The following is a 12921-nucleotide window of genomic DNA, read 5'->3' as shown; positions in this document are numbered from 1 at the left end:
CTGATATTTCTCTTCTCCTATAAGGAATCCTATGAAATTATACGATTACTCACCTTTGAATGCTCTTTTCACTCGTTGAAAAAAAGAATCTTCATGTTCATCTGTAGGTTGATTACCACTAATCTCATTGAATTCACGAAGTAATTCTTTTTGTTTCTCCGTTAGATTTTGTGGAGTGATAACACGAATCTTAATATTCTGATCCCCTTGTCCGTATCCACGTACATTAGGTGCACCTTTACCTTTAAGTCTAAATGTTTTTCCAGTTTGAGTACCTGCTGGAATTTTTAATTTTACCTTACCATGTAGTGTTGGCACTTCAATTTCGTCACCTAATGCAGCTTGTGCAAAGGTAATTGGCATCTCGCAATAAATATTGTCACCATCTCGTTGATAAAATTCATGTGGATTCACTTGAATCACTACGTACAGGTCTCCAGCTGGTCCACCGTTCGCACCAGGTTCACCTTGACCTGATACACGAATTTGTTGTCCATCATCAATACCTGCTGGAATACTAACATGAATTTTCTTTCGTTTGTTGACTTTACCTTGTCCGCCGCACGTTGAACATTTATCTGTAATTATTTTACCAGAACCTTGACAGTGATGGCAGACCCTTCTGTTAACTACTCTACCAAATGGCGTATTTTGCTCCACATTCAGTTGGCCAGAACCATTACAATGACTACATGTTTTAGGAGTGGTACCTGGTTTTGCTCCTGAACCATTACATGTATTACAATTTTCTTCTTTCGGTATATGAATATCTGTTTCCTTACCATAAACAGCTTCTTCAAAACTTAATGTCATTCTGTATTGTAAATCATTCCCTTGTCTTGGAGCGTTTGGATCACGTCTACCCCCGCCACCAAAGAACATATCAAATATATCACCAAACCCACCAAAATCTTGAGCTCCACCACCAAATCCTTGGTTTTGTGGACCTGCGTGACCAAATTGATCATATTGTTGGCGTTTTTGATCATTACTTAATACTTCATATGCTTCTTTTACTTCTTTAAATTTTTGATCCGTACCTTCTTCTTTATTCACATCTGGGTGATATTTTCTAGCTAATTTTCGATAAGATTTTTTGATTTCTTCTTTAGAAGCATCCTTAGATACTCCCAAAACTTCATAATAATCACGTTTACTCACTGACGAATCACACTCCCGATCATTGATTGCATAACATTAATCATAACATCACTAACCTATTTACCGCAAACAAATTTAAGTAGATTTTTAATTTTCTCACAATAAAATATTGCATGTATTTCTTCTATTGCATGGAAAGAGTCAAAGTCTTACGTCCGACTTTGACTCTTAACTAAATATTATTTTTTATCGTCATCTACTTCTTCATAATCAGCATCGACAACATCATCATCTTGTTTCTGAGCGTCTTCACCTTGAGCTTGTTGTGCTTGTTGTGCTTGCTCATATAATTTTACTGTAAGGTTCTGTACTTCTTGCTCCAAAGCTTCTTTTTTCGATTTAATTTCTTCCATGTCATTTTCTTCTAAAGCTTTTTTCAATGCATCTTTTGCAGCTTCTGCTTTTTGTTTTTCTTCTTCTGTTACTTTATCGCCTAAATCTTTTAATGTTTTATCTGTTTGGAACACTAATTGATCAGCTTCATTGCGTAATTCAATTTCTTCACGACGTTTTTTGTCTGATTCTGCATTTTCTTCTGCTTCTCGTACCATTTTTTCGACTTCATCTTCAGACAAACCTGAAGAAGACTTGATTGTAATGGATTGTTCTTTGTTCGTTCCTAAATCTTTCGCGCGAACATTCACGATACCATTTGCATCAATATCAAATGATACTTCGATTTGTGGAACTCCACGTGGTGCTGGTGGAATATCTGTTAATTGGAATCTACCTAATGTTTTGTTATCTTGCGCCATTTCGCGCTCACCTTGTAACACATGAATATCCACAGCAGTTTGGTTATCAGCAGCTGTTGAGAATACTTGTGAATGACTTGTTGGAATTGTCGTATTACGTTCAATTAATTTTGTTGTTACACCACCCATTGTTTCAATACCTAATGATAATGGTGTTACATCTAATAATACAACATCTTTCACATCACCCTGTAATACTCCACCTTGAATTGCAGCACCTAATGCTACCACTTCATCAGGGTTTACTCCTTTAGATGGTTCTTTACCAATTTCTCGCTTGATTGCATCTTGAACAGCAGGAATACGAGTAGATCCACCTACTAGAATAACTTTGTCAATATCATTTGCACTTAAATCTGCATCGCGTAATGCTTGACGAGTAGGTCCCATTGTACGTTCAACTAATTCTTGAGATAATTCATCAAATTTAGCGCGAGTAATGTTCATTTCTAAGTGTAACGGCCCTGCATCACCAGCAGTAATGAATGGTAATGATACTTGTGTTTGTGTTACACCAGATAAGTCTTTTTTCGCTTTTTCAGCAGCATCTTTTAATCTTTGTAATGCCATCTTGTCTTTACCAAGATCAATTCCATTTTCTTTTTTGAACTCTTGTACCATATAATCAATTAATACTTCATCAAAGTCATCTCCACCAAGACGGTTATCCCCTGCAGTAGATACAACTTCAAAAGTACCATCACCGATATCAAGAATAGATACATCAAATGTACCTCCACCAAGGTCAAATACTAAAACAGTTTGATCTTGATCAGCTTTATCAATTCCATAAGCAAGTGCTGCAGCAGTAGGCTCATTAATGATACGTTCTACTTCTAGGCCAGCAATCTTACCAGCATCTTTTGTTGCTTGGCGTTCTGAATCGTTAAAGTAAGCTGGGACTGTAATTACAGCTTTATCTACTGCTTCTCCTAAATAATCTTCTGCATATGATTTTAAATGTTGTAAAACAATCGCAGAAATTTCTTGAGGTGTATATTCTTTACCTTCAATTTCTTCTTTATAATCTGTACCCATATGACGTTTAATTGATTGAATCGTATTAGGGTTTGTTATTGCTTGACGCTTTGCTACCTCACCAACTTGACGTTCTCCATTTTTGAATGAAACAACAGATGGTGTTGTACGATTTCCTTCTGGATTCGGGATTACCTTTGCTTCTCCACCCTCCATAACTGCAACACATGAGTTTGTTGTTCCTAAGTCAATACCAATGATTTTTCCCATTGTAAATCCTCCTTAAATACTATGTAATTACTGATTCACCTTCACCATTGCTGGTCTGATTACTTTATCTTTTAATTGATAACCTTTTTGTAATGTTTCTACAATTTGATTCGATTCAAATCCTTCTTCTTCCACTTGCATCACCGCTTGGTGCAAATGTGGGTCAAAAAAGGCTTGATCTGTTTCAATTTCTGTTACACCTTCATTTTCCATAACTGTCACTAACTGTCGATATACCATTTCTAATCCTTGCACAACACTTTTTGCTTGCGCATCATCTAATTCCACTTGTAATGCTCGCTCAAAGTTATCTAATACCGGAAGTAATTCTGTTACAATTGCTTGCGATTTATATTTTAAATCCGCTTCTTTTTCTTTTTTTGTACGTTTCCTGAAATTGTCATATTCTGCTTGGACACGTAACAATTTATCTTGTAACTGATTTTTTTCTTCTGTTAATGTTTCGAATTCTTTTATATCGATTTCTTTCTTTTCATCCTCATTTGTGATTACTTCTTGTTCTGAATCCGTTACTTCTTCAACTTCATCTTGAGTAATTTCTTCATTTTTAATATTTTTTTCTTCCATTCCAAGTCACCTCCTAAATACAACCACTGTATAGCTAAACATACTTATATAGAAATAGCAACTAATTCAATATTACTAGACAAAGAAATACAGGAGTATAGCATAGAGCTATACCCTATATAGCATTAATAAAAAGATTGAAATGTTTTAGTTAGTCTGTTCGACAACACATTCAACAGTGAAATTACTCGAGAATATTCCATTCTGGTTGGCCCGAGTAGTGCAATTGTACCTAATTGCGTTCCACCTAATGTGTATGTTGCTGTAATTAAACTACAGTCTTGCATTTCATCTAAGCTATTTTCTTGTCCAATGGATACCTTAATCCCTCTCTCAGAAGTACGTAGAATATCTGCCATTTTATCTTCTTTTTCCATCACAGAATAAAGAGATTGTACCTTCTGAATATTGTGGAATTCGGGTTGCAATAATATATTAGTTTTTCCATCCATATATAGCTTTACAGGTTTCTTTTCTAATAGTGCTGCCTTTAAATATGCATATGTTGCTTCAAAATCACTACTATATTGATGAATCAACTCTGAAATTTCACCATATAATTTCTTTTGCAAATGGATAATCGGTACACCAACTAATCGAGCATTTAATATGTTCACTAACTTTTCGATATCTGTTGCTTGCATGCTTTGTGGTATCGTAAAATAGCGATGTTCGACATGTCCTGTGCTAGTAACCAATATTGCTACAGCAGCATGGTCTGATAAGCTAACAATTTGAATCTGCTTTAACGTTGTTTCGAATACTTCTGGGCCAAGTATGATGGATGTATAATTAGTTAAATCAGAAAGCACCCGCGCAGATTTTTGAACAATTTGTTCAAATTCTAATAATCCTTTATCAAACGCTTGCCCTATCAACAACATCTCATTATGCGATAAATGAAACGGTGATAATAAGTGATCAACATAAAAGCGATACCCTTTTTCAGATGGTACTCTACCAGAGGAAGTATGTGTTTTTTCAATAAAACCTAACTCTTCTAAATCTGCCATCTCATTTCTAATTGTTGCTGGACTATAGGAAATATCTTCTTTCTTTGCAATTGCTCGAGAACCAATCGGTTGTGCCGTTTGGATGAATTCATCAATAATAACCTGCAACACTTGAATTTGTCTTTCTGTAAGCATCGATGATCACCTCTGTTAGCACTCATTCACATCGAGTGCTAAATCTAATAATAAATTATCAAATCCTATACTAATTGTCAACGAAGAAACACTAAATCTTCTTCATCTAATAAAAATGCCTGAAATACTTCATTACCAAATGGCTTTCCTAACTCTGTTAATTTGATGTAATCCTCATTTATTTCGATCCAACCGCGTTCTAGAAACACATCTAAATCATTTTTGTACAATTCATTGATAGATATATGATATTTTTTCTCAAATTCTTTTAATGATACACCTTCACTTTTTCTTAAACCTAAAAACATTTCCTCTTCTACACGCTCTTTTTCGCTAATTTCTTCAACATGAAGTTTTGGAACACCTGTTTCCATCGCTTTCTGAACATACGTTGGGTATGGTCTCACATTAATGATTCTTTTACCAGGTAAATACCCATGCGAACCAGCACCAAAACCATAGTAATAATTATTATTCCAATATGTTAAATTGTGTTTACTTTCAAAACCTTTTTTACTGAAATTACTGATTTCATATTGTTTAATGCCTTTACTATTCATTTCTTTACGCAAATGTGCATACATATCTGCTTCTATTTCTTCAGGTGGCTTTACTAATTTGCCTTTTTTATAACGTTGATAAAAAATAGTCTTAGGCTCAATTTGTAATGAGTATGCAGAATAATGAGGTAAATCAAATTGTAATGCTTCTTGTAATGTTTGATCAAAATGCTCAAAAGTTTGATTAGGTAAAGCATACATTAAATCAATGCTTATATTGTTTAAACCTTCTTTTTGCAAATCATTTATGTTTTGATAGACATCTTTTACTCTATGAAGCCTTCCTAATTGCTCTAACATCTCATCATTCAAATCTTGAACACCCATCGAAATTCGGTTAACTCCTGCATTTTTCAGTAATTTAATCTTTTCTTTAGTTAAATCACCTGGGTTTGCTTCAAATGTGTATTCACAATTTGGCGCAAAAGAAAAGTATTGTTCGACGATACGTAATAATTGCTTTAGTTGACGAGCATTTAATGCTGTTGGTGTTCCTCCACCAATAAATATTGTTTCCATTTCTTGTTTCTCTACCATTGTTGTTTTTATTTCATTTTCTAATGCAAGTAAGTAATCATCTGCCATTTTTTCATCATAAAAAAACTTGGTAAAGTCGCAATAATGACAAATTTTTTCACAAAATGGAATGTGTATATACACGGACGTAATCATTTATTATCACCTTTCTATTAGGTAGGAGTTATTCTACCTGTATACATTTCGCAATGAAAAATGGGGAAAACCCCTGCCGTTTGACAAGGGTTTCACTTATTAATCTTCATCCATTTTCAACACTGCCATAAATGCTTCTTGAGGTACTTCTACAGAACCGACCATTTTCATTCGTTTCTTTCCTTCTTTTTGCTTTTCTAACAATTTACGCTTACGAGAAATATCCCCACCATAACATTTACTTAATACGTTTTTGCGCATTGCTTTGATATTTGTTCTGGCAACGATTTTATTACCAATTGCTGCTTGAATTGGCACTTCAAATTGTTGTCTTGGGATTAATTTTTTTAATTTTTCAGCAATTTGTTTTCCACGTTCAAATGCAAAATCACGGTGTACAATAAATGAAAGTGCATCGATTGTATCACTATTTAACAAAATATCCATCTTAACCAAATTCGAAGCTTTATATCCAATCATTTCATAATCAAATGATGCATATCCTTTAGTCTGTGACTTCAATTGATCGAAAAAGTCATATACTATCTCAGATAATGGAATCTCGTAGACAACATTCACGCGATTCTCATCTAAGTAATCCATATTAATAAATTCACCACGTTTTTTCTGACAAATCTCCATAACAGGACCTACAAAGTCATTAGGAACCATCACTGTAGCATTTACGTATGGTTCTTGTACTTCATTAATCGATTGATTATCAGGCATGAATGATGGGTTATCTATGGTTAATTCTTCTCCATCTGTCTTAATTACTTTGTAAATAACACTTGGTGCTGTCGTAATTAAATCAATACCGAATTCTCGTTCAATACGTTCTTGAATGATTTCCATGTGTAATAAGCCTAAAAATCCACATCTAAAGCCAAATCCTAATGCTTGTGATGTCTCTGCTTCGTATTGTAAAGAAGAGTCGTTCAATTCTAGTCGTTCCAGTGCCTCTCTTAAATCATTATATTTATCTGCATCGACAGGATACAGACCACAAAACACCATTGGATTTAATTTACGATAACCAGGTAAAGCTTCCGTCGCAGGGCGATTTGCTAATGTAATGGTATCACCAACTCTAGTATCCCCTACATTTTTGATAGAAGCAGTTAAATAACCAACATCACCAACTGTTAACATATCTTGCTTCACAGGCTTAGGATTAAATACACCCACTTCATTTACTTCAAATTCCTTTCCTGTTGCCATCATTTTAATTTTGTCTCCAACTTTGACAGAACCTTCTTTGATACAAACATATGCCACTACTCCACGATAAGGATCATACAATGAATCAAAGATTAGAGCTTTAAGTGGTTCATCAGGGTTTCCAACTGGTGCTGGTATACGTTCAACAATCTGCTCTAGTATTTCTTCAATACCAATGCCAGATTTTGCACTTGCTAAAATTGCTTCATCTCCATCAATTCCGATGACATCTGTTATTTCTTTCTTTACTCGTTCTGGATCAGCGCTCGGTAAATCGATTTTATTGATAACAGGAATAATTTCCAAATCATTATCAAGTGCTAAATAAACGTTAGCAAGCGTCTGTGCTTCAATTCCTTGTGCAGCATCTACAACTAAAATAGCTCCTTCACATGCCGCTAAGCTCCGTGACACTTCATATGTAAAATCGACATGTCCAGGAGTATCGATTAAATGAAATAAGTACTCATCGCCATCATCTCTTTTATATTTTAATTGCACAGCATTTAATTTAATGGTTATTCCACGTTCACGTTCTAAATCCATTGCATCAAGAAATTGCTCTTTCATTTCTCGAGCTGTTAGTGCTTTTGTTTTTTCTAATATTCTGTCAGCTAATGTTGATTTTCCATGATCAATATGTGCTATAATCGAAAAATTTCGTACTTTACTTTGATTTCTTACATTCGTCAATGTCTTCAACTCCTATGTGCGAGCACAATATACTAGGTTAGATTATAGCAATAGTCACAGTGATGTTCAATAGAAATCAATTAGAATATTTCATCAATAACGGTAAATGTAACAGTAACAATCCCATCACAAACAGTTTGAATAACCTGCTCCCCACCTGAAGCTACCTTCGTCAAGAATGTTCTCTCACCCGTATTCTCGGTAATTAAAGGGGCATCTATTTCATCAACAATCGCTTCTCTATCCGTAATTGCTTCAGTTTCCATGTCTATTTTTGTATCCATATGCACGCCTGTCAGTGGTTGTGTTTGATTTGGATAAATAGTCACAGTAGATTGATCAATACCTAAGAATAACCCGATGGAAAAAATAATCAACATACAAATAAGATTTAATAAAAACTTAATCATGTATACCCCTCCTAATTTGATACTTTTTCAGCATCCCAATAATATTCACTAAAAATCTCCGCGAATACTTCAGATGTGTTAAATAATTCTTCCATCGTGTTATCCACACCACCAAACTCTATTGTTAGTGCATTATCAGACACATCTTGGTTATACACACCATTTCGTCCAGCTCCATCATATTTCTGTACACCTCGGCTTAAGCCCGGATATTCACGTTCAAGAGCGTCATATAATTTTGAAGCCAATGCATAGTTTTTTTCATAATTAGGGTTGTCTCCACCAATAACAAACATTAATTTCGCGTATTTTTTTCCATCAATTTCTATTGTTGTAACATCTTTGCGCATACTATCCCTGTGTAAATCAAAAACAAAATTTAAATTGCTGTCTGCTGCTAATGCTGTTTCGACTACTTGTTTAGAAGCTTTATAAGAATGTGCAGAATATTCCCATCCATTATTCACCAGAATGGACCCGATGTCTGTATGATCAACCGTTGTTCCTATTCCTTGTTTTTCTAAATCTTTGGCCAATTGATCACTTACTTTTGTTATATTCACTTCATTATGAAAAGCACTATTTGGATCGTCAGTTTCAGGTAAGTGCGGTAAAAAAGATTCCCTATTATGCGTATTGTAAATATAGACAACGTTTTTATCTCCTGTTGTGTTATCAGTTTCTGGTTTTGGTTCATCTACTGGTTTCTCATTAGGCATCGTAGCCTCTCGTTCTTCTAGCACTATATCTAATGGTGGATTGGATTCGAAAGTTAAATTCGTGTAATCTGTGCCCTCTCCTGCAATTAATATCTGATTATCATATCGATAAAAACCTGGAATTTCTCTTGAGACAAGGCTTCTCACATCATGCATTCTTATGTTCGTACCTACTTCAAATAATGCTTTCCACACGTCTAATGTTGGCTTATCTTTTGGTAAAGCTTCTTTAAAAATTCGATTTTCGAGTATCATTAATGATAAGAAGTGAGCTTCATCTACATTTGTCGTCCAATTTTTAATTGTTTGAGAAGAAACACGATAATTTGGTTCGATACTTGTCATTAGTCCTACTAAAATAAAAACAGTAAAAAAAGAAATGATAAAACTCGATATTACTACAAGTACTTTATGTTTTGACAATAGAAAAACACGTTTATTTCGACGAATTCTTGGATTCATTATAGTCCCCTCTCTACTAACTCTATTACATTTACTAGAAATGTATGAAGGATATGTAGAGAGTAGAACTATATAGACTAAAAAATTATTCTATTATCTTGTATAATTGGACGCTGTATCTATAGTGACACTATCATGTAAACATGCATTTATCCCTTCTGCAAGCAAATGTGCCATATCTTCAATATACCCATCTATCTCTTTTGGTGTAACCATGAGATTATGCCCTAATGGTGTTAAAACTTCTTTCATTAATGCTCTTTTTTCTATTTCATCTAATGAACCAATCATTCCAAGAATCTTTTCCCTTTTTTCCATTGAAGGTAAATCTGCATCAGATAAAGAACGAGAACCGAAATTCATTCCAGCAGGCGTTAATGATTTGGATGGTTGATCTTTTTCTTTCCACTCTTTCCCTATGTGTTTCAGCACATAATCAATAGCATCACTTGTAATTGTGACTGCATCGACTACGGTTGGAACTCCTATAGCAAATACAGGTACGCCTAAAGTATCTTGTGACAGTTCTTTTCGCTTATTTCCTACACCTGAACCTGGGTGAATACCTGCATCTGATAATTGAATCGTTGCATTTACTCTTTCAATGGAGCGTGAAGCTAATGCATCTATGGCAATAATGAAATCTGGTTTTAATTTTTCAATCACTCCTTTTATGATGTCACTTGTTTCTATACCTGTTACCCCCATGACACCTGGGTTTATTGTTGCTACTCTTCTGTATCCTTCAGCCACATATTCTGGTTCAAATTCAAATAAATGATTGGTAACAAGAACTTTTTCGATAGCTAGCGGCCCTAATGCATCTGGTGTAACATGTCGATTACCTAATCCAACAATTAATGCTTTAGCATCTTTTGTTAACTGATGTTTCGTTAACAATTCTTGTAACTGTGTTCGAAATACATTAGCTGTTTCATGTTGCAAATTTGTATCTTGTTTCCGAATTGCATCTGTATAAATTGTCCGATAAGATCCCTTACCTTTCCCAATTTTCTCTGCACCTTCTTCTGTGATTTCCACATACGTAACGCGAATATTCCCAAACTTCTTCTCTTCTATTGTCACACCTTGTATCTCTTCCGTATTTTTTTGTCCTTTCTCTACCACCATATCTCTAGCTTCTATAGCTAAATCAGTACGTATACCATATTGTTCTTCAGCCATGCTTATCACTCCTATTTTGATTTTTATAGTAGTTTTCGCATGCTTATAGATAATGATACGTAAGAACTTAGAATAATTTTTATTGAAAATTTGTGAAAGCTTTGGTAAAATGTCTTGTGACCTAATAAATGTATGGTACGATGTAAGATGGAGGTGAATAGAATGGCAAATATTAAATCAGCAATCAAACGTGTTCGTACAAACGAAGAAAGTCGTGTACACAACCAATCGATCAAAACGGATATGCGTTCACATATTAAGAAAGTTGAAAAATTAGTTGAAACAAACGATGTTGATAATGCAAAATCTGCATTATTAGCAGCTGTTAAAAAAATTGACAAAGCGGTTCAAAAAGGATTAATCCACAAGAATAAAGGTAACCGTCAAAAATCTCGATTAACGAAAAAAGTTAACGGATTAAGCGCATAAGTTTAAAAGCCGCAAACTTAGGTTTGCGGCTTTTTTAATCGTTTGAGGAAAGTTAGCACACTTGTGATCATAACTTAAACCATCTAAAAACTATTTTATTAAAGAATACAAAAGCAATTCGAAAGCAATCGTTTTTTCCATTTTACCTGTTTTAATTTTTTCATCCGTATCTGTTAATAATTGTAATGACCTTTTTAAATAATCGATTTTAAATTTAGATTGTCTTTGTAAAGCTAATTTTGCAACATAAGGGTGTATCTTTAATTGTTGAGCTAATTTTGTTTGATTGAACCCTTTTTTTGATAGAATTTTCGCATGTAATAATGTACGGAATTGTGAGGACAATAAAGCAATAAACATAATTGGATCTTCACCCATTTTTTCTAAATCCTTTGTAATGGTAATAGCTTTTGCCAAATCCTTTGCAAGGATCGCGTCAAATAACTTTAGAGCAGAGTTATTGTCTGTCCTTGATAATAACAATTCGGCATCTTCCATTCTAATCGTATTACCCTCACCGACATATAATGCTAACTTCTCTATTTCTGAATGCAGTAGTAGTAAATCTGTGCCTAGTTCGGCAATGATGTAGTTCATTACATCTTGTTCTATATTCACTTTTGATTCTGTTGCGATTTGTTTTAATGCATCCTGCATATCCCACTCTTTTAATTTTTCACAAGCGATCGGTTTAGCTAATTTCTTTAATTGCTTTACAACTTTTTTCCGTTCATCAACTTTTTCATATGGCGCAATAATAACAAACGTAGTGTATGGTGCTGGATTTATTAGATAATCGATTAGTATGTCGGGATTATGCTTCACATCCGTGTGTTGTGGTTTAGCTTTTAAGAAATCTGCATTTGAAGCAATAACTAATTTATTTTCACCAAAAAACGGGTATGTATTAGCATCATTTACTACATCTTGTATTGCGATTTCTTCCAAATCAAAAATTGAAATATTTGTTTCTCTATCCTCTAACGTAATACTATGTTCAAATAATGCTTGCTTTATTTCTTCTATCATAAATGCTTCCGTACCATATATGTAATAGCAATTCGCAATTTTTCCTTTTTTTATTTCTTTTACTGCTTCAAGATATTTCATCTGCCCCACTCCAATAGAATTCAATTACATGAAAGATAAATGTTGAAAAAATCTTCAATATGATTTATTGTATAATAAGATTAAACTATTGAAAAGCTTCTACATTCCTAATTTGCAATCATACATATTTTTATTGGAATGATTAAAGAAGGGAAAGTTCTTCTCACCTTCCCTCCGCAATCTATATGAACGCAACTTCATTAGCCCTAGGTAACTAAAGAAGCAACGATGTTTTTTTGCTTATATATAGATTGACCGAATCTGTTAAATATATAGGTGTTAACTCTTGCTAAGTGAGGGAATCCTGTAGAAAAAAGGAACTATTTTAACATAGGGAGGTACATAGCAATGAATGAATTCGAAAAGGAAGTTCAATCGAAACGTCATGATATCTTTGACGCTGCAGCTGGCTTTATTTTTTCATTTGCATTTTTTATGATTATTTTCTTTATTGCAGTTATCTTTGATGCAATCGGCTCTTAATTTTTTCTTATGTTTTTTGTAAAGGTATTCTCTATCTATATTAGGGAATACCTTTTTTTCATGTTGTAACTTATAAC

12 protein-coding genes are annotated in these 12921 nt (G+C 34.0%); 2 read left to right on the top strand and 10 right to left on the bottom strand.

Going from position 1 to position 12921, the window contains the following annotated elements:
• Positions 1 to 45 precede the first annotated feature (45 nt).
• The 9 genes from dnaJ to gpr all read right to left on the bottom strand — a co-directional run bounded on the left by dnaJ (position 46) and on the right by gpr (position 10822).
• Positions 46 to 1161, bottom strand: a complete 1116-nt coding sequence (dnaJ, locus tag ACFOZ1_RS11790) for a molecular chaperone DnaJ (RefSeq protein ID WP_390199519.1) — start codon at positions 1159 to 1161, stop codon at positions 46 to 48.
• A gap of 179 nt (positions 1162 to 1340) precedes the next feature.
• Entirely contained in the window at positions 1341 to 3164 is a 1824-nt protein-coding gene (dnaK, locus tag ACFOZ1_RS11785; RefSeq protein ID WP_390199517.1) for a molecular chaperone DnaK, read from the bottom strand.
• Between the two features lie 27 nt (positions 3165 to 3191).
• Entirely contained in the window at positions 3192 to 3752 is a 561-nt protein-coding gene (gene grpE, locus ACFOZ1_RS11780; protein ID WP_390199515.1) for a nucleotide exchange factor GrpE, read from the bottom strand.
• Positions 3753 to 3877: 125 nt separating this feature from the next.
• Positions 3878 to 4900 carry a heat-inducible transcriptional repressor HrcA gene (hrcA, locus tag ACFOZ1_RS11775; RefSeq protein ID WP_390199513.1) on the bottom strand — a complete coding sequence of 341 codons (1023 nt, stop codon included), beginning with the start codon at positions 4898 to 4900 and terminating at the stop codon, positions 3878 to 3880.
• Positions 4901 to 4977: 77 nt separating this feature from the next.
• On the bottom strand, positions 4978 to 6132 hold the full coding sequence (hemW, locus tag ACFOZ1_RS11770; protein WP_390199511.1) for a radical SAM family heme chaperone HemW: 1155 nt from the start codon (positions 6130 to 6132) through the stop codon (positions 4978 to 4980).
• A gap of 99 nt (positions 6133 to 6231) precedes the next feature.
• The gene (lepA, locus tag ACFOZ1_RS11765) at positions 6232 to 8046 is read right to left on the bottom strand and encodes a translation elongation factor 4 (protein WP_390199510.1); all 1815 of its coding nucleotides are present in this window, start codon (positions 8044 to 8046) and stop codon (positions 6232 to 6234) included.
• An 80-nt stretch (positions 8047 to 8126) separates the two neighbouring features.
• On the bottom strand, positions 8127 to 8456 hold the full coding sequence (locus tag ACFOZ1_RS11760) for a hypothetical protein (RefSeq protein WP_390199509.1): 330 nt from the start codon (positions 8454 to 8456) through the stop codon (positions 8127 to 8129).
• Between the two features lie 11 nt (positions 8457 to 8467).
• Positions 8468 to 9637 carry a stage II sporulation protein P gene (spoIIP, locus tag ACFOZ1_RS11755; protein WP_390199507.1) on the bottom strand — a complete coding sequence of 390 codons (1170 nt, stop codon included), beginning with the start codon at positions 9635 to 9637 and terminating at the stop codon, positions 8468 to 8470.
• A gap of 93 nt (positions 9638 to 9730) precedes the next feature.
• On the bottom strand, positions 9731 to 10822 hold the full coding sequence (gpr, locus tag ACFOZ1_RS11750; RefSeq protein WP_390199506.1) for a GPR endopeptidase: 1092 nt from the start codon (positions 10820 to 10822) through the stop codon (positions 9731 to 9733).
• A 162-nt stretch (positions 10823 to 10984) separates the two neighbouring features.
• Between gpr and rpsT the strand changes: the two genes are divergently transcribed.
• A complete protein-coding gene (gene rpsT, locus ACFOZ1_RS11745) occupies positions 10985 to 11251 on the top strand; it encodes a 30S ribosomal protein S20 (RefSeq protein ID WP_390199504.1) in 267 nt (88 codons plus the stop codon).
• A 90-nt stretch (positions 11252 to 11341) separates the two neighbouring features.
• On the opposite strand, the gene holA is transcribed toward rpsT, so the two are convergent.
• The gene (gene holA / locus ACFOZ1_RS11740) at positions 11342 to 12361 is read right to left on the bottom strand and encodes a DNA polymerase III subunit delta (RefSeq protein WP_390199502.1); all 1020 of its coding nucleotides are present in this window, start codon (positions 12359 to 12361) and stop codon (positions 11342 to 11344) included.
• 348 nt (positions 12362 to 12709) lie between these two features.
• Here holA and ACFOZ1_RS11735 point away from each other — a divergent pair, with 348 nt between their 5' ends.
• Positions 12710 to 12844 carry a YqzM family protein gene (locus tag ACFOZ1_RS11735; protein WP_390199501.1) on the top strand — a complete coding sequence of 45 codons (135 nt, stop codon included), beginning with the start codon at positions 12710 to 12712 and terminating at the stop codon, positions 12842 to 12844.
• Positions 12845 to 12921: the final 77 nt, after the last annotated feature.

The sequence above is a fragment of the Gracilibacillus marinus genome (assembly GCF_042651725.1).
GTDB lineage: Bacteria > Bacillota > Bacilli > Bacillales > Amphibacillaceae > Gracilibacillus > Gracilibacillus marinus.
Note: the sequence above shows the minus strand (reverse complement) of the source record. Positions and strands in the feature narration are given on the sequence as shown.